An 18083-nucleotide genomic window follows, 5' to 3' on the forward strand; every position below is an offset into this window, starting at 1 on the left:
CGTGGAATGGAAATGATCAGGAAGGAGTGCCCATGTTCACCGGATCGTTAGTCGCCATCGTGACCCCGTTCAAGAACGGCAAACTGGACGAAAAGGCGTTTGCCGATCTCATCGAATGGCAGATCGAGAACGGCACGAATGGCATTGTGCCCTGCGGAACCACAGGAGAATCCGCCACCCTGACGCATGAGGAACATCACCGGGTCGTCAAGTTGGCAGTTGAAGTGTCGAATGGGCGCGTGCCGGTCATCGCAGGAACCGGGTCTAATAGCACAGCTGAGGCTATCTCGCTGACCCGCCACGCCAAGGAAGACGGAGCCGACGGGGCGCTTCTCATCACACCCTATTACAATAAGCCGACTCAGGAGGGACTGTACCGACATTATAAGGCCGTTGCTGAAGCGGTGGACCTTCCGCAGGTCCTCTACAATATCCCCGGCCGTACCGGTGTCAATATGCTGCCGGCTACAGTCGCTCGACTATGCGGTCTTCAGAATATCGTCGGGATCAAGGAGGGAAGCGGATCGGTTCAACAAGCCTCCGACATCGTTCAGACCTGCGGCGAGCGGATGACGGTATTGTCGGGTGACGATGCGCTGACGTTACCGATGATGGCGGTCGGTGCCAAGGGCGTCATCACGGTGACGGCCAATATCGTACCTGATGAAATGTCCGAACTGGTCAATGCTTTTCTCGCCGGGCGAGTCGAACAATCTCGCGCAGTGCATTTCAAACTCAGTCCCGTGTTCGCCGCGTTGTTTTATGAAACCAATCCGATCCCTGTGAAAGAGGCGTTGGGGCTGATGGGAAAGATCAATCCGGAACTTCGCCTGCCGCTCTGTCCGATGGGTTCTGATACCAAAGCGCAACTCACGCGAGTCTTGAAGGACGCCGGGTTGATTTAGCGCTCTGCGCAGAAAGCTCATCACACATGGTGAATATCATTGTCGCGGGCGCGGCCGGTCGTATGGGCTGCCGTCTCGTGGCCCTCATCAAAGAAGCGGCCGAACTTCGATTGGCCGGGGCCGTTGAAGGCAAAGGACATCCGGCGGTCGGCCAGGACGCTGGTGAGGTCGCCGGCTGTGATCGCAGCGGTATCAGGATTACCGACGATCTTTCGGCAGTGATTGGCCAGGCCCAAGCGGTCATCGACTTCTCGGTACCCGAAGCCACTCTGAAGAACCTTCGCACAGCGGCGCAACACCAACGGGCTATGGTCATTGGTACGACAGGATTTTCCGCATCGGAGTTGGATGAACTGAAGACGTTGGCCGGCCGCATTCCCTGCGTCTTCTCGCCGAACATGAGTGTGGGGGTGAACCTCATTTGCAAGATCATCAGTGAAATGGCGAAGACGCTCGGAGAGGATTACGACATCGAAGTCATCGAAGCTCATCACCGGCTCAAGAAAGACGCCCCCAGCGGCACCGCGCTGAAGATTGCCGAGGTCTTGGCCAAGGCCGTCAATCGAGATTTGAACCAAGTCGGAGTCTATTCAAGAAAAGGGGTGATCGGCGAACGCAAGAAATCTGAAATCGGCATCCAGACAATTCGGGCCGGCGACATCGTCGGCGACCACACCATTCTCTTCGGCGGGGTGGGTGAACGCATCGAGGTCACGCATCGAGCCAGCAGCCGTGATACCTTCGCCCAGGGAGCATTGCGAGCGGCACGGTGGGTGGCCGGTAGGCCCCCCGGACTTTATGACATGACGGATGTGTTGGATTTGAAGTGATGGTCCATGCGCCTGAATGAATTGGCCTCTTCAATCACCACCTACGACTGGAGGCTTTCCAGTTTCCTCGCAGGCTTGTCGAAAACTGTTTTGGACTCCGGAAAACACAGAGCCGAGTATGATCGCTGATCGGGTCGGAAGAGCTCATAGGATGTTCAAAAAGGCCATTGTCTCACCCACCCAGCCCCGGCGATTCCATTTCCACCCTCCCACCCACCGATTGCTTTGCAATCGTTATCCCGCAACGCGCCGTTCCGCGGGCAAGGCCGCAGCCAGGTCCGCGGCGCGAAGAATAATGAGCGCCACGGTTGCGGACGGGCGCGAGTCGGTGAGCGCCCAGTGTCTTGAGGCGAAGCGTAACCTTTCTCACCGCCCGCCCACCGACTGTGGGAACAGTCGTTTTCCCGGGTCTCACCCGCCCGCCCCGAGCGGCCCAAGCCGCTCTTACCCGGGCAGTACGCTGAGCCTCTGAGGTTCACGCCGTGCCGAATAAGGCACGGCACGCCTGTGAACGCCGCCGAGATAGTGAGGCGGCAGTGTCCCGCGAGAACGCAGCCGGAGGAGTTTTTCAACATCCTGCTCGTGGTCAAGGAAGGCGCATCGTTGACCTCCGTGGACAGTGAAGGCCCGCGATAATCTCTGCGTGCGATCTTTGAGTCTGAAGCGGATTACAGAATGAGTCGGCTGGAGGGTTGTAACGCAGGACTGGGAAGATCGTCCGCCGGCGTTCGTTTTCCCTTCAGATTCTGCGTTCGTGTGCCGCGAGCGGATCGTTGATCATGCAAGTTTGCATGTTAGAGCTAGGAGGTCGTTCCGAGAAGTCGCTCGCCTGGAGGGTTTGGGGCCCCAGTGGTATCAAGCGCCCCTCTACGAGAATCAGTGTCTCGCTGTGAGGGGGCGAGGTTCCTGATCCGCAGCCTTGCGACGACCACAGTTCAAACAGGCGAACACCATGATCGCAAGTCCGGCATCAAGGTCGACTGCGCGCTCGGGGTACATTGTTCCGCGGCATTTGTCACATGTCTTCATGGCCCCACTCTAGCACCACCATAAATGGATGCATATCCATCGGAAGTACGGTCTAACGTGGGAAATAGGTCCCGTGTGAGCGGCATGACATAGGCCATTCGATCTATGTGCTATCGGCAGTGATAATGTACCCGGGAAAGCATTTCAAGTTGGTCCATCCTTGACAGTGAGCGACAGCTCCCATAGGATTGTGGTATACGAACATTACCTCTACTATGTATAGGATTCTCTTCGCACTAATCCTCCTCACCATCCTCTTCTTTCTAGTTCGGAGCGCCATACGGGATTTCAGGGGGCGTGCAGGACAAGGGATGCTTCCTCCCGACAAAGATCAGATGGTGCAAGATCCGGTTTGCCGTGCGTTTGTACCTAGGGGAACGGCTGTGACGGAAGTCGTGGGAGGGCAGACCTACTGTTTCTGTGGTCGGACTTGCGCGGACAAGTTTCAGAAGCAGATGTCCGCCTAACAGCCGGAGTAGTCGTAATCCGACAGCTTGTCTTCTTTATCGAACTTGAGGGTAATTTGACATTGATTCGGAGAGAAATTGAAGAGGGGAGCTCCTGTTTTCCCGCCAGCGATACGGTAATAGGTCCAGGTTTCTCCTCCGAAGAATCGAGGTGACTTTCCGTCCGGGGCGCCCCAATTCTTTTCAAACCAGGCTTTCTCCTTACCTTGCATTTCCGCCGGTCTCAAAGACGCTTCCAAATAAGGGTTGTTGCCCCCGCATGCCGAAAGTAGCAGAATCAGAAACAGCACCCAAAGGAATCGTCGCATTGTGTCTCTCCTGGAGGTCGATGAGATAGGGGAATACCGGGGGAATTGTAGCCCCCACCCTGGGGACTGTCAAACCCGGGAGACAGACATTGCGATGCAAGACCGTTCTTCATAGAATGGTCAAAGCAATGGTCGAAGGACGTGGACAGCAACCGTCATATCCGGACATGAAAGGATCGACGCATGAAATTCTATCTCGATACAGCGAGCGTGAAGGAAATTCAGGAAGCGGCGAGTCTCGGGCTGTTGGATGGGGTGACGACGAATCCTTCGCTTGTCGCGAAGGAGGGCCGTGTATTCCGCGAAGTCTTAGTCGAGATTTGTAACATTGTGGATGGTCCGATCAGTGCGGAAGTCGTCAGCATCGAGGCCGACGCCATGGTCAAAGAGGGTAAGGAGTTGGCCAAAATTCACAAGAATATCGTGGTGAAAGTGCCCCTGATCGCTGAGGGTCTCAAAGCCACAAAGCGACTGTCGTCAGAAGGCATCAGGGTCAACGTCACGCTCTGCTTCTCGCCTACGCAGGCACTCTTGGCTGCGAAGGCCGGAGCCTGGTGTGTGTCGCCTTTCATCGGCCGGCTCGACGACATCAGCTCGAACGGCATGGAACTGATTCGACAGATCGTGACGATTTATAAGAACTATGATTACAAGACCAATGTGCTCGTCGCCAGCGTTCGGCATCCCCAGCATGTCGTCGAGGCGGCATTGGCTGGTGGTCACATCTGCACCATGCCCTTTGCGATCTTCCAACAGATGGTGAAACATCCGCTGACAGATATCGGCTTAAAAAAGTTTCTCTCCGATTGGGAGAGCCAGAACAAGAAGAAGTGATGCCGCTTGCTCCTATCAGGTGTCTGCTCATTCGGGTCATACGTGCAGACGCCTACGGGCTTCTTGGAAGATGGTATCGAACATCGGCTTCGTGAGCTTGCCGGTAAATGTGTTCTGTTGGCTGGGATGATATGATCCGATCAGTGTCACATTCCATGGAAGCGGGTAGATGGCGGCGTGCCCGAATGCCGGTAGTGGAGAGGGAAGCCGGCATCCCTCTTCGCGGCAAGCTTTCAAGTACTGGTCGAACGCGACCTTGCCAAGGGTTACGACCACTTTCACATTGAGCAGCAGGCGGAGTTCTTCCCGCACATAAGGTCTGCAGGCTTCGAACTCGTCCGGTGCAGGTTTGTTGTCCGGAGGCGCGCAGCGGACCGACGCTCCGATATAGCAATTGGTGAGGATCAGCCCGTCATCCTTATGGTGCGAGAGCGGCTGATTGGCAAATCCATGACGATGTAACGCGTCATACAACCAGTCGCCGCTGCGATCTCCGGTAAAGACCCTTCCCGTTCGGTTCCCACCGTGAGCGGCGGGAGCAAGTCCCAATACATACAATTGCGCATCGGCGTCTCCAAAACCCGGCACCGGCTTTCCCCAATAGATCCATTCGCGATACTGCTTCCGTTTTTCCGCCGCCACGGTGTTTCTGTAACGCACCAATCGAGGACAAGCCGTGCAGGCTGTGATTCGATCATTCAATACCGTCAGAGGATGCATCGAAGGCAGTCTATCACGAAGACGAAAGCCGATCCTGCTTGCCGCATGAGGTTCGAGCTGTTAGCATGGGCATCGTCCGCCAGTTCATTCGCCGGAGGGAACACACATCATGAGGAGCTGGGTGCTGCGACATATGCTGTCAACCGGTCTGATCATTGCCTCGGTGTGTCCGATCTCGACGGCGGCGCAACCAGCGACCGATCCGGTGGACCTGAAGGATTCCGGCTTCCGTTCGATACTCAACGGGGAGACCGAACGTGAACTGCCTCTCCCGTCGCCGGATGCACTGGAGCCGGTGACTGACAATGAAGAACGCCTGGTCATCTTGCCCGAAATCAAACGTCAAGGTGAGCATTTCTACCTCAGCTCCTTCAGGCTACCCGACAAGATTACATTTGCAGGTCAGACCGTCCCATTGGACAACTGGCAGGTGCGAGAACGGATCGAGTACGAGTTCTATCAATTTCTCGAGGATCAGGGTGAAAGCATCATTCTGGCAAAGCGCACAGGGCGGTGTTTCCCACCTGCCGAACGACAACTGGCTGAAGCCGGACTTCCCGATGATCTGAAATATATGCTGCTCGTGGAAAGCAAGTGCATTTCGGCCGCCTATTCCAAGGCCAAGGCGTCCGGCCCATGGCAATTCATCGGTTCAACGGGAAGGCGGTATCAACTCAAGAGCGATGCGATTCGCGATGATCGGCGCAATCTGGAAATGTCCACGGAAGCCGCGGTCAAGTATCTCCGGTATTTGAAGGAGTATCAGCAGAACGATTGGTTCCTTGCGATGGCCTCCTACAACGCCGGTGAGGACCGGGTCCGTAAGCTGCTCAAGGAGCAGAAGATCTCTGATTATTGGCGGATGCATGGTCCGCGCGAAACCATGCGATATGTTCCACGCATCATTGCCGCCAAAGAAATTTATTCACAGCCGGAGAAATATCTCGGGCTCAGCAAGAAGGATTTGTACGTGCCGTTGGAAACCGAGACCGTGACGGTCAACGTGAAGGACTCTCAGCGCGCGCTCACCTCGATCGCTGAGGAATACGGGACATACTTTCTCGAACTCAAGATGCTGAATCCTGAATTCAAGAAAGACGTACTGCCGCGTGGTATCTATAAAATCAGGGTCCCTCGTCAAACCTGCCCGAGCCTCTGTTTCAAGCAGGACAAGACACCATAGTTAAACGTTCATGACCATCCATCTGCCCGCTTCCCGGGCGTCTTCGTTGCTGAAAGTCATGGTCGGACGGGCATTGAAGGCCGTCGATGCCGGAGCTGCGGTGCGGCGGGAAGTTACTCGGAACGGCGATCGGCTGGCGGTGGGCAGCCGGCGTTACGATCTCCGGCGGTACGAACGCATCGTTGTTATCGGCGCCGGAAAGGCGACGGCGACGATGGCCCGTATGATCGAGCGCATTCTCGGTCCCAAACTCGACGGCGGGCTGGTCATCGTCAAATACGGCCACGGCTTGCCGACAAGACGGGTTCGTGTCGTGGAAGCCGCGCATCCCCTTCCGGACCGCGCCGGGCAGGCCGCGGCCCTTCGTCTGCTGGCCATGGCGGCCTCTCTCTCGAAACGTGATCTGCTGATCGTCCTGCTGTCCGGCGGGGCATCCAGCCTGATGCCGGCCCCTGTGCCGGGCGTCACGCTCGCCGACAAGCAACGCGTGAGCAACCTGCTCCTGAGAAGCGGTGCGACGATCAGTGAGATCAATACCGTTCGCAAGCATCTCTCCCGCCTCAAGGGAGGGCGTTTGGTCGAATCCACCGCAGCCACGGTGGTCACGATCATCCTGTCCGACGTCCTTGGCGACGATGTCAGTTCGATCGCGTCCGGTCCAACCGTGCCCGATCCGACGACGTATCAACAGGCGGTCGAATGTCTCAAGCGCTATCGTATCTGGACCGCGACGCCCCGCTCGGTACGGGCATATTTGGAGAAAGGTGCCAAAGGTCTGTTGCCTGAGACGCCCAAAGCGGGTAATCGAGCCTTCCGCCGTGCCAGACATCTTATCGTCGGGAGCAATGCGGTCGCGCTCGCAGCCGTCACCCGTGTGGCGCGCGAGGCCGGCCTCAGAACAGTCTTGCAGTCGCCCGCCGTCACCGGCGAGGCACGGGTGGCGGGCGCGCGCTTCGCGGCCATCGCGCAGCGAATCGTACGGCGGGATGATCCGGTCCGCAGGCCCTGCTGCGTCGTTGCGGGAGGAGAAACGACCGTGACCGTGAAGGGGAATGGAACAGGAGGACGGGCGCAGGAGTTCGCTGCCGGGGCTGCGCAGGGTATTGCCGGGTTGAAGAATGTGTGGGTTGCTGCGATTGGCACCGACGGCACCGATGGTCCGACGGACGCCGCCGGGGCTGTCGTGTCGGGCGAGACGATCGCGCGCGCAAAACGCCTGCATGTCGATCTCGATCTGGCTCTTCGGCTGAATGACACCTACCCGGCGTTGTCCAACCTCAAATGTCTCGTCAAGACAGGTGCCACCGGAACGAACGTGAACGATCTTTACCTCCTTCTGCTGTTGTAGGTACTATTCGGGCGATGACCCGTCCGCTGATTCTCCCGCTCACGGACTGTACGGATCCCGCGTTGGCGGGAGGTAAGGCGGCAGGCTTAGGGCGCCTACTGGCCGCCGGCTTTCCAGTTCCTCCCGCCCTGTGTCTGACGACGCTTGTCCATCGCGAAGCGCTCATGCGTTCCGGATTTGATGCCGATGTGTGCTGGCTGGACGCTTGTCGCGTGGAAGGAGAGGAGCGACTGGCTAAGCTGCGCACAGGTCGGTCTGCGGTTTCGGCGTTGGACTACGGTCCCATCGTGGCGATCTGTCGTGAAGCCATGACTTTCCACCGCCTCACAAGCGAAGCAGGGTGGGCCGTACGGTCTTCGGCTACCGTCGAGGATGCCGGCGATGCGAGCTTTGCCGGACTGTTTAGCACTCGGCTCGGCGTGCAGTCGAAGGATCTTGCTGCCGCGATTCGGGACGTCTGGTCGTCGCTGTGGGACGAGCGAGTCCTGCAGTATGTGCGTGCTCGCGGCGCCGGAGGTCGGCCACCCGGCATGGCGGTGGTGATTCAGCCCATGGTCGCGGCTGATGCAGCCGGTGTGATGTATTCAATGCATCCTGTCACCGGCCGATCCCGTCACATCCTGATCAATGCAATCCCAGGACTGGCTGCCCCGCTCGTCGACGGTCGGGCGGCTCCCGATCAATATGTCGTACAGGTGGATGATGCTGGCAAGCCCGTCTTGGTCCGATCCGCCGTGATCTCGGAGAAGTCACGAAAACTCTCGGTCGACCAAAACGGACTGCATACTGATTCGCTGACCGCTAAAAGGGCCCGTTCCGGTACGCTGTCAGAAGGACAACTCTTCGGCCTGGCCGAAATGGCAAAGGAGATTGAGAAGGCGCTTGGTTGTCCCGTCGATGTGGAATGGGCATTCGCATCCGAGCGATTACGGATCCTCCAAGCGCGTCCTATTACGGGTATCGTCCCTACGGTGGCTACGACCAACGATGATTGTGAATGGACAAGGGCCAATTTTAGAGAAACGATGCCGGAAGTGCCGAGCCCATTGGGGATTTCGTTTCTCGAACATTTCATGGACATGTACATCATGTCGCATTACCGTCGGCTCGGATGCAGGGTTCCCGAGGGGATCTCAGCCGTGCGGGTGCTTCACGGCCGGCCCTATTTGAACGCCTCACTGTTCCATTGCCTCATCGGCCAGCTCCGAGGCGATCCCTCCATGAACATCGAGCAGCTCGGAGGTGAAGCGGTCCTCGATCCGCTGCCCACGAAGCCGATCGGCTGGGCCGCCTATGCTCGCGCTGGGTGGCTGATGTGGAAAGAGATGAAACTGGTCGATCGCATGGGCCCGGTGTGGTTTGCAGAAATGCGCGCCATGGCTTCCGACTACAACCTTGAACGAATCCGGCAATGGACCGCCGAAGAACTGTCGAGGGCTCTCGACCGGCTTGGACGGTGGCTCGATACGCGCGAGGTGACGTTCGGTATTGCCGCGGCCGTGGGCCAATGCCTTCAAACATTCAGCGTGCTGCTGCCGGCCTGGCTTGGACCGGATTGGCGAACGCTTTTCAATGCGGCGCTTCAGGGACAGGGGACGGTCATCAGCGCAAATCAGATCGTGCAATTGGCCGGGATCGTGGATGTTGCGCGGCAGGATCGCTCGCTGGTGCAAACGATCGCGACGTTGCAATGCGACATTCGGACCGTGCGCTGTCAATTTCCAGCACATCCCTTTCTTTCGGCGTTCGATCGCTACATGGAGGATTACGGCCATCGTGGAGTGGGCGAATCAGATGTCATGTCGCCGCGATTCAGGGATCAGCCGGATGCGGTGCTGGCGGTGATACGATCTCAATTGAACGGTCCCGCTGCCCGGCCCGAGGAGATTCTCACGCGGCAACGAACCACTCGAGCAGAAGCCTTGAAGGCCATCCAGAAAAGGATCGGCTGGCGCCTGGATCGGCAAGTGATCTTTCAATGGTGGTACCGACGCCTCTGTCGGTTTTTCTCTCTCCGTGAGGAGAACCGACATCACCTGATGCGGTACTCGACGGCAGCCCGCGCGCTGTTGCTTCGTCTGGGCGAACGCTTCGTCGAACGAGGCGTGCTGGAGATGTCTGACGACATCTTCTTCTTGACGCTGGATGAACGGGAGGCGTTATCAGCGTTCGTCGACCGGGAATGGAAATCTATCGTGCGCTCGCGGCGATCCGAGCATGCTAGGCAGTGGGCGGTTAGCGTTCCCGATACGATCCGGGACTGGGGAAAACAGTCGCCGGTTGGACCATCTGCTGATGATAGTATCCGAGACGGAGTGCTTCACGGACTTCCCATCAGTGTCGGGCTCTCGACCGGGCCGGCCAGATTGATCCGCTCCATGGCTGATTGGATTCATGTCAAACCCGGAGATGTGATCGTCGCACCGGTCATCGATCCAGGGATGGCGCCGCTGTTTGGGATCGCCTCCGGATTGATCGTCGAAATGGGAGGGACATTGTCGCACGGGGCGATCATCGCGCGCGAATACGGCATCCCAACTGTGGCCAATGTCGGCGATATCATGAGCCGGCTTCGAGACGGCGACATCATCACCGTGAATGCCAGCATGGGGGAGATTATTCTTCAATCTGAGATGCCGTTGTCCGTGGCAGAGCCTAAAGGCCCTAGACTCTCAAGTACTTGACCTTTGAGTAAAACTTTCGTAGTCTCGCCGAAATTTCCTGTCTTCACGAGCGACACCCTACAATTGATCTGATTCTAATCGTTAAGATGACGGGATCACGATCTCATGATTGAGGGTACCGCCCTTACCATAGGCCTTGCGGCTGGCGTGCTTTTCGGAGCCGTCATTGCCGGTTTCATCACGTCTTCTCGCGTGCGTGCCCGGATGCAGGCGCAATTGCTCGCATCCGCGGAGCGTGCGCAGCGAGCCGAGACGCTCACGGAGGAATTCCGTCGCCGCGGAGACGAGGATCGTGCCGTGCTCGATCAGCTTCGTCAGGAACTAGCCAATGCCTCGCATGCCCGTGCCGTGGCCGAAACTCAGGCCGTGGAAACACTGCGGCAGGCGGATGAACAGAAAAATCTCTTGAGTCAAGCCCGTCACGAATTGATTGAAGCGTTTCAGGCCTTATCGGGAGAAGCGCTGAAGCACAACAATGAAGCCTTCTTGAATCTAGCCAAGACGTCCTTTCAAACGCTTCAGGCCGAAGCCAAGGGTGATCTCGCCCGCCGACAGCAGGCGATCGATGAATTGGTCAAGCCTCTTACGGAATCGCTGCATCGGTACGACGAGCAGCTCCGCCACATCGAACAATCCCGGCAAGCCGCCTACGGCGGTTTAGACCAACACTTAAAGCTACTGGCGGAATCCCAGCAGCGGCTGCAAGAGGAGACCGGAAATCTCGTACATGCATTGCGCTCTCCGACGGTGCGTGGCCGTTGGGGAGAAATTACTCTCAGGCGGGTGGCCGAACTGGCCGGCATGGTGGCGCATTGCGATTTTGTGGAGCAAGGATCGGTCACTGCGGAAGAAGGGCGTATCCGTCCAGATATGATCGTCAATCTTCCGGGCGGCCGTCAGATCATTGTGGATTCGAAAACGGTGCTGGCGGGCTATCTTGATGCGCACGAAGCGGAGAACGAGGAGCGCCGGCTTGAAGGCCTGCAACGCCATGCGGCACAGGTCAGGTCACGGATGGATCAACTGAGTCTCAAGGCCTATTGGAGCCAATTTGAACAGACGCCGGAATTCGTGGTGCTGTTTTTGCCGGGCGAGCAATTCCTAGGAGCCGCATTGGAACAGGACTCGAGTCTGATCGAGGACGGATTCGCACAAGGCGTGGTCCTGGCGACCCCGACCACACTCATGGCGCTGTTGCGGGCGGTGGCGTATGGTTGGCGGCAAGAGCGGCTGACGGCGCATGCGGAGGAGGCGGGAAGATTGGGCAGGGAGCTGTATGAACGGATGGCGGTGCTGGCCGAACATTTGAACGACGTGGGGCAGTCCCTGGGAAAGAGCGTGGTGGCGTACAATAAAGCCGTCGGCTCGCTGGAGACGCGGATTCTGCCGGCGGCGCGGAAATTTAAGGAGCTCGGGGTATCGTCGGAGAAGGAGACGCCGTCGCTGTCTCCGATCGAAACCGTACCGAGGAAGGCGCTGCCTCACGAATATGAATAGGAGAGGGTCATGACTGATGCACAAGGAATGGTCGAAGCGTTCCATCGCATGTTTCAGATCGTCGTGAACGACGTGCCCACCGCGGTCGACGATCGCACGCGGGCGTTGCGTATCCGGTTGATCGAGGAGGAGTTTCAAGAACTTCAGGAAGCCATGAAGACCGATGATCTGGCCGCCATCTCCAAGGAAATGGCGGACCTCCTGTACGTCGTGTACGGCACGGCTGTGTCGTTTGGCATCGATCTGGAACCCGTGTTCCGGGAGGTCCACCGCTCCAATATGAGCAAGATCGGAGGGTACAAACGGGAAGACGGGAAATGGGTGAAGCCAGCCAGCTATTCGCCGGCGGTGATCGAACCGATCGTGGAGGGGCAGGCGGCACGGCGACGAGGAGTGGTAGAATCGGCAGAGAAGCTTGAAAGGGTGCAACAAGAGGCATGAGGACACTGCACTGTCCAAACTGCGGCACGCCGTTCGTTCGGGTGGCCTCGAACGAAGGGTCCGTCGAGCGCATGTTGAACCGTTTCAACATGTTTCCATTCCGCTGCCAGCTCTGCACAAATCGCTTCCGCGCGTTCTTTTCGGGAGGCAAACTCATCACGCAGGCGTACGACCGGCGACAGTTCAAGCGCCTGACGGCATCGATCGAGGCCCAGATCCTCGACGAACGGCAGTTGCCCTTCGCTAACCGCGTCACCGATATTTCCATGGATGGCTGCACGCTCTTGATGACGGGATTTTCCAAGGGTACGTTTCTGGAACTTGTCCTGAAACCGGCATCGGAACTCGAAGAAATCCGGATCGAGAGTGCGATGGTCTGTTCAGTCCATTCGTCTTCCGTCGGTCTGAAATTTCTCGAAATGACCGATCCGGACAAGCAGCGCCTCAGCCAAGTCGTACTGGGTCTTCTCGTGAGCCAAGGGCAGCATCCCACCACGAACGCGTAACGTCTTCTCCTATCGACGCGGCTTGACCGCCACCATCATGTTATCCAGTAAGCGGACCGATCCGATGCGAACGGCCCCCAAAATGACGGCCCGCCGCTCGATGCGGGTCAATGGTTCAAGCGTCTCCGGGTCGCATATGGCGAGATAGTCCACGGACATGGTTGGTTCGCGCCCAATGACGTGTCGCATGCGCTGTTCGATTGATCGGCTGTCGCGCAGGCCGGTTTCAACCGCGGTCCTGCCTATCAGCAATGCCTGATGAAATGTAGGCGCTGCGCGCCGTTGGAAAGGAGTCAGATAGATGTTGCGGGAACTCATGGCCAGGCCGTCTGGTTCCCGGATCGTGTCGGGCACGATGAGATCGATGCCGAGGTTCAGATCACGAATCAGACGTCTGATCAGCGCGGCTTGTTGAAAATCCTTCTGCCCGAACAGCGTGACATGTGGCCTGACGATACTGAACAGTTTGGTCACGACCGTGGCCACTCCGGCAAAATGATGCGGCCGCGACGCTCCCTCCCAGTGTTGCGCAACGACCGGGACCGTGACGATGGTTTGAAAGCCTTCCGGATACATCGCTCCGGCGTCAGGTTCGAAACAGACGTCCACGCCCTCCCCTCTACACAGTGCACGGTCTTTGGCAATCGGTCTGGGATAACGGGAGAGATCCTCGTTAGGGCTGAATTGGGTAGGATTGACAAAAATGCTGACGACCAGCGCGTCGCACTGCAATCGCGCCGCTTTGATCAAGGCACGATGACCGTCATGAAGAGCGCCCATCGTGGGCACCAATCCGATCGTCACGCCCTCGCGCCGAAGACGGTCGCTCCAACGACTCATGGCGTGCGGAAGGCGGATGATCTTCATGAATCGCCAGTCGAACTGCAGGCAGGTCTGGATCCGTAGCGCGTCGACGGTTGGGGGAACAGCAGACGGACTTCCGATGGATCGTCCGCTTCCGCCAGCAGTTGATTGACCGTGCGTCTCATGGTCGGATGAACGAACAAAGGTTCCAACTCGCTTAGCGGCATGAGGACAAAGCGACGCCGGTGGAGACGCGGGTGGGGAACGGTGAGTCCGGGTTCGTTGATCACCCGATCTCCATAAAAGAGAATGTCCAGGTCCATCGTCCTGGGGCCTGAGCGATTCTCCTCATCGCGTCCGAGGGAGCGCTCGATCTCCCGAATGACTGTCAACAGGGATTGCGGAGTCAGATCGGTCTCGATGTGGACGACGCCATTGAGAAACCAGTCGTTCCCCGGTTGAGCATGGTCGAACACCGGCTCGGACTCATAGAGAAGCGAGACGCCGGCGAGCCTCGAATGGGGAAGCAAGCTCAGCAGAGTCACTGCCCGGTCGCAGAAGTCGATGCGGTTTCCGACATTCGACCCGAACCCGATGAATACTGCTTCCCGGCTCATTCGTTCTTCCGCCGTTAAAATCCTGCTTTCTTGATGCGCTCCACGGCTTCGGCCAGCCGCTCCTTCGATGTACAGACGGTCATCCGGATATAGCCTTCTCCCGGCGCCCCGAATCCGTTGCCCGGAGTGGTCACGATGCCTGATTTTTCGAGAAGATGCGCTGTAAATGAAGCGGAATTATATCCTTTCGGAACTGTGACCCATATGTAGAACGCAGCAGGGGGAGGATCGACTTCAAGCCCCAGCTTTTTCAAGCCCGGCACCAGGATATCGCGTCGTTCCTGATAAACCTTTCGAAGCGCATCGGTCACGGAATCGTCAAGGTCAAGGGCAGTGATTCCTGCGGCCTGGACGGCCTCGAACACTCCTGAGTCCAGGTTGCTCTTGACCTTGCCGAGTCCAGCCAGCACGTCTTTGTTGCCGACGGCAAATCCGAGACGCCAGCCGGTCATATTGTATGTCTTGGAGAGCGAGTGGAATTCGACGCCGACATCCTTGGCCCCGTCCACTTCCAGAAAACTGGCCGGCCGTTTGCCATCGTAGAAGATTTCCGAATACGCGGCATCGTGGCAGACGATGATCTGATGTTCCTGCGCGAACTCCACGACGCGCTTGAAATAGTCTTTCGTCATGATCACGGAGGTCGGATTATTCGGCGAGTTGAGCCACATGAGTTTGGCTTTCCTCGCGACATCCTTTGGGATTGCCGTGAGATCGGGCAGGAACCCGTTGGCCTTGGTCAGCGGCATGATGTGTGAAATCCCGCCGGAAAAACTGGTCCCAACCGGGTACACCGGATAGCCGGGGCTCGGCACCAGGACGATATCGCCGGGATCGACAAAGGCGAGATGGATATGTCCGATGCCTTCCTTCGAGCCAATCAGAGTCAGGACTTCATTCCCCGGATCGAGCGTCACGTTGAACCGTCGTGCGTACCAGCCGGCCACTGCCTTGCGGAACGTCAGCATGCCTTCATAGGACGGATATTGGTGATGTTTGGGATTCTTGGCCGCGATGGCCAGGCTCTCGATGATTGGGCCCGGGGTCGGAAGGTCCGGATCACCGATGCCGAGGTTGATGATGTCGACGCCCCTGGAGATCGCCTCCTGTTTCATCTTGTCGATGGCGGCGAACAGATACGGCGGCAGTGTCTTAATGCGGTTGGCAACTTCGATTGGGAAACCGGCCATGGTCTCACTGCTCCTTTGCTGAATGAATGAGAATCGAGTGACAAGAGTACAGCAGGACTGAGTTGTCAATCAACGCTGTGAAGAGCTCAGATGACCGATCAGTCGATCGGCAAACTGGTGCAGGACAGGCAGATGAGGAAGTGCAGAAGCCTTCACATCCTGCGCGGTCAGGCGCGCCTTGATCAGATCCGGAGCGCATTCCCGGCACAGTGAATCAATGCCGGCTGGCTCCATTTCGATATGAAAAAGGAGCCCGTACGCAGCAAGCCCGTAGCGGAATGCCTGGAGCGGCGCAACGGATGATCGCGCCAGCGTAACGCAATGGCTCGGCAAGTCATAGATTTCGCCATGCCATTCGAAGACATCGAACGAGCGCGGCAAGGTCTTGAAGAACGGATCGTCGGACGCCTCAGGCGTGGCGGTAATCGTCGTCATGCCGAGTTCCAATTGCATTCCAGACCTCACGGTCGCCCCGAGCGCCTTGGCCATGAACTGACTACCGAGACAGACGCCGATGACCGGATTGCCGGCGAGAAGCACAGACCGGATGAAGGCCGTCTCCTCGGTGATCCAACGATCAGAATCGTTGACCGACATCGGCCCGCCCATGACGATGAGCAGATCGCCGGCGTCTTGCGGCAGGCCCTCCTTGGGAACCAGGTACGGTTCAAGCGAGACACCACGGTTGTGCAGTGCCGTTGCAAAGGCGCCGGGACCTTCGAATTCCACATGTTGGAGGATTACGGCGCGCATTGACAGTTCTGTGAAATCACACTACGCTTCGTGCTTTAAATAAGATAAGGCGAGCTGGTGCCTGCTCCGATCAGAACGTAAACGAGATATAGTTGCGCATTCAGTCTGAGGTCGAGGACGTAGTGTTGTTATCAATGTACGCGAGGTCGATTTCAGTTACAAGGGAGTCGGGAAGGTTTGGCTCTCAGGGATTACCCACAAGGCATTCTAATAGGTTAACCAAGTTTGCAGGAGTTATCATTTGAAGGAATCTGATCTCGACTGGCTGGTCCGCAACCGTTCAGCGATTCAAGAGTTGCTGCTCGAATTGTGGAAGGAATTTCCCGATACCCCTGCGCTTGATTCCCAGCCGAGGGCCATATTGCAGTTGCTTGTCGGTGCGGCATTTTCGCTATGGCGGGGCGCGTCCTTGGCGGGTACGGCGCGGGATTGGCAGGAGAACGCCAGCCATTCGAAAAAATTTCTGTATATGGTCGTGAAGGACAACGCGATCGGTTCGTCGCAGGAGCGGGAAACCGGATTCTGGACGGTGGGCTATTACTTGAACAATGCGTGTTTGCGTTTGGATATGGCCTATCGGATGCTGGACTATTCTCCACCGCTGCGCACCTCCATTGCCGATTTCCTCAAACTGCACACAGCCGCGACCGAATCACCTGCAGATCCGCGCGAACCTTGGGAACTTGCGCATCGTGCCGCCTATGATCTCTTGAACGAAACCAGACGGCGGTTGACACAGTCGTAAATACTGTCCAGCCGTTGAAGTCACGTCACGCTCGACAGGGCAGTTGAACTTCTCGTTGTGTGGGCCGATATCACGACGCTTGCTGTCGACGCGATCGTCAATGCCGCGAATGAATCGTTGCTCGTGGGAGGTGGCGTCGACGGTGCGATTCATCGCGCTGCAGGGCCGACCTGTTGAAGGAATGCCGAATGCTCGGAGGCTGCCTCACCGGAGAGCCAAGGATGACTCAGGCATACCGTCTTCCCGCCCGCCATAATCATCCACACGGTTGGACCAGTCTGGTATGGAGGGACGCGAGGTGAGCCTGACCTTCTGGCGTCCTGTTATCGTTCTGCCATTGAAATTGCGGCTGCAGCCAGCTCAGTACGATCGCATTTCCAAGCGTCAGTACAGGCGTATATGGATATCCGGTCGAGCTGGCCGTCCCTGTTGCGGTGGCATCTGTGAGAAAGACAGTGGCAAGATACTCAATCATTCGGCAAGTCGTCTTCTGCTGTTTTTCACATCATGATCGCGCCGTCTATGAAAAGCCCCTCCTCGGAAATTAGTCCTTCGAACCGTAAGGCTGACCGTCCCGCGCTTCCTGACCGCATCTATCATCTCGCTGAAGCTTCAAACTGGCCAAAAATTCGACGAACGGGACTGCATAGCACCAGCGTGCTCCTCGACCGGGCGACATACTCCGGTGAACGGCGAGACGCACTGGAACGGCACCAACGGAAAACCTCTATTGTGTTGTCTGATGGTGCTCTCATCCGCGACCAGCGGCCCATGCCGTCTGATGCCTTGGCGTCATGCCTCGTGGGTCTGTCCCCGCCAGAATGGTACGCCATGATCAATGCCCGCGTTTTCTTCTGGATTGATCCTGACAGACTGAACCGTCAGCGTGCGGCATGTGGTGCGCGGCCACAGATCGTCCTCACCGTTGACACGCAGCAATTAGTCACGGCGTATCATGACCGCATATCGGTGACGGCAATCAATACCGGCAACGCCAGACGGCGGCCGGCGCAACGCGGCGCTGCCACGTTCGTGCCGTATCAAGAATGGCTGGCGGCGCGGTGGAGCTCTGAGAGCCGTGGGCTCGGCATGCATGAACGGAGCCGTTCACATCGACCGGTCGAGCTTACGGTGTTGGAGTCAGTTCCGGATATTATGCGGTTTATCGTCGGAACCAGGCGACTCGAGCCCGGCGAATTGCTCGCTCCCGGCGACTGAGCGG

General features: G+C 57.7%; 17 protein-coding genes and 1 pseudogene. 12 read left to right on the forward strand and 6 right to left on the reverse strand.

The window, feature by feature from the left end:
* Window positions 1-32: 32 nt before the first annotated feature.
* Both dapA and dapB read left to right on the forward strand, forming a co-directional pair.
* On the forward strand, window positions 33-905 hold the full coding sequence (gene dapA / locus W02_RS13565) for a 4-hydroxy-tetrahydrodipicolinate synthase (protein WP_173048571.1): 873 nt from the start codon (window positions 33-35) through the stop codon (window positions 903-905).
* Between the two features lie 26 nt (window positions 906-931).
* Window positions 932-1735, forward strand: coding sequence for a 4-hydroxy-tetrahydrodipicolinate reductase (gene dapB / locus W02_RS13570; protein WP_173048573.1), 804 nt, complete (start codon window positions 932-934; stop codon window positions 1733-1735).
* A 1492-nt stretch (window positions 1736-3227) separates the two neighbouring features.
* Here dapB and W02_RS13575 read toward each other — a convergent pair.
* Window positions 3228-3539, reverse strand: coding sequence for a hypothetical protein (locus tag W02_RS13575; RefSeq protein ID WP_173048575.1), 312 nt, complete (start codon window positions 3537-3539; stop codon window positions 3228-3230).
* A gap of 183 nt (window positions 3540-3722) precedes the next feature.
* On the opposite strand from W02_RS13575, the gene fsa reads away from it, so the two are divergent.
* A complete protein-coding gene (fsa, locus tag W02_RS13580; RefSeq protein WP_173048577.1) occupies window positions 3723-4373 on the forward strand; it encodes a fructose-6-phosphate aldolase in 651 nt (216 codons plus the stop codon).
* Window positions 4374-4409: 36 nt separating this feature from the next.
* On the opposite strand, the gene W02_RS13585 is transcribed toward fsa, so the two are convergent.
* Window positions 4410-5093: a uracil-DNA glycosylase gene (locus W02_RS13585; protein ID WP_173048579.1), complete on the reverse strand. Its 684-nt coding sequence runs from the start codon at window positions 5091-5093 to the stop codon at window positions 4410-4412.
* 121 nt (window positions 5094-5214) lie between these two features.
* Between W02_RS13585 and W02_RS13590 the strand changes: the two genes are divergently transcribed.
* The 6 genes from W02_RS13590 to W02_RS13615 all read left to right on the forward strand — a co-directional run bounded on the left by W02_RS13590 (window position 5215) and on the right by W02_RS13615 (window position 12752).
* On the forward strand, window positions 5215-6276 hold the full coding sequence (locus W02_RS13590; protein ID WP_173048580.1) for a lytic transglycosylase domain-containing protein: 1062 nt from the start codon (window positions 5215-5217) through the stop codon (window positions 6274-6276).
* A gap of 10 nt (window positions 6277-6286) precedes the next feature.
* A complete protein-coding gene (locus W02_RS13595; protein ID WP_173048582.1) occupies window positions 6287-7624 on the forward strand; it encodes a glycerate kinase in 1338 nt (445 codons plus the stop codon).
* 14 nt (window positions 7625-7638) lie between these two features.
* Entirely contained in the window at window positions 7639-10308 is a 2670-nt protein-coding gene (locus W02_RS13600; protein WP_173048584.1) for a PEP/pyruvate-binding domain-containing protein, read from the forward strand.
* 105 nt (window positions 10309-10413) lie between these two features.
* Complete coding sequence (rmuC, locus tag W02_RS13605) at window positions 10414-11805, forward strand: DNA recombination protein RmuC (RefSeq protein ID WP_173048586.1); 1392 nt, start codon at window positions 10414-10416, stop codon at window positions 11803-11805.
* Between the two features lie 9 nt (window positions 11806-11814).
* Window positions 11815-12246 carry a MazG nucleotide pyrophosphohydrolase domain-containing protein gene (locus W02_RS13610; protein WP_173048588.1) on the forward strand — a complete coding sequence of 144 codons (432 nt, stop codon included), beginning with the start codon at window positions 11815-11817 and terminating at the stop codon, window positions 12244-12246.
* On the forward strand, window positions 12243-12752 hold the full coding sequence (locus W02_RS13615; RefSeq protein ID WP_173048590.1) for a PilZ domain-containing protein: 510 nt from the start codon (window positions 12243-12245) through the stop codon (window positions 12750-12752). Before W02_RS13610 ends, W02_RS13615 begins: the two co-directional genes overlap by 4 nt.
* A 9-nt stretch (window positions 12753-12761) precedes the next feature.
* Here W02_RS13615 and panC read toward each other — a convergent pair whose 3' ends face one another.
* From panC to W02_RS13635, 4 genes are all read right to left on the reverse strand, one after another.
* A complete protein-coding gene (gene panC, locus W02_RS13620; protein WP_173048592.1) occupies window positions 12762-13619 on the reverse strand; it encodes a pantoate--beta-alanine ligase in 858 nt (285 codons plus the stop codon).
* Window positions 13616-14173: a 2-amino-4-hydroxy-6-hydroxymethyldihydropteridine diphosphokinase gene (gene folK / locus W02_RS13625; protein WP_173048594.1), complete on the reverse strand. Its 558-nt coding sequence runs from the start codon at window positions 14171-14173 to the stop codon at window positions 13616-13618. The genes panC and folK overlap by 4 nt, the downstream gene beginning before the upstream one ends.
* A gap of 14 nt (window positions 14174-14187) precedes the next feature.
* Window positions 14188-15363, reverse strand: coding sequence for an LL-diaminopimelate aminotransferase (locus tag W02_RS13630; protein WP_173048596.1), 1176 nt, complete (start codon window positions 15361-15363; stop codon window positions 14188-14190).
* 69 nt (window positions 15364-15432) lie between these two features.
* Complete coding sequence (locus W02_RS13635; protein ID WP_173048598.1) at window positions 15433-16116, reverse strand: type 1 glutamine amidotransferase; 684 nt, start codon at window positions 16114-16116, stop codon at window positions 15433-15435.
* Between the two features lie 241 nt (window positions 16117-16357).
* Here W02_RS13635 and W02_RS13640 point away from each other — a divergent pair, with 241 nt between their 5' ends.
* The 3 genes and pseudogenes from W02_RS13640 to W02_RS13650 all read left to right on the forward strand — a co-directional run bounded on the left by W02_RS13640 (window position 16358) and on the right by W02_RS13650 (window position 18079).
* Window positions 16358-16861: a hypothetical protein gene (locus W02_RS13640; protein WP_173048601.1), complete on the forward strand. Its 504-nt coding sequence runs from the start codon at window positions 16358-16360 to the stop codon at window positions 16859-16861.
* A 57-nt stretch (window positions 16862-16918) separates the two neighbouring features.
* Window positions 16919-17283 (forward strand): annotated as a pseudogene (locus W02_RS22170) (macro domain-containing protein); the annotation flags it as partial.
* Window positions 17284-17383: 100 nt separating this feature from the next.
* On the forward strand, window positions 17384-18079 hold the full coding sequence (locus W02_RS13650; protein WP_173048603.1) for a hypothetical protein: 696 nt from the start codon (window positions 17384-17386) through the stop codon (window positions 18077-18079).
* Window positions 18080-18083 lie beyond the last annotated feature (4 nt).

Source organism: Nitrospira sp. KM1 (genome assembly GCF_011405515.1).
Classification (GTDB): domain Bacteria; phylum Nitrospirota; class Nitrospiria; order Nitrospirales; family Nitrospiraceae; genus Nitrospira_C.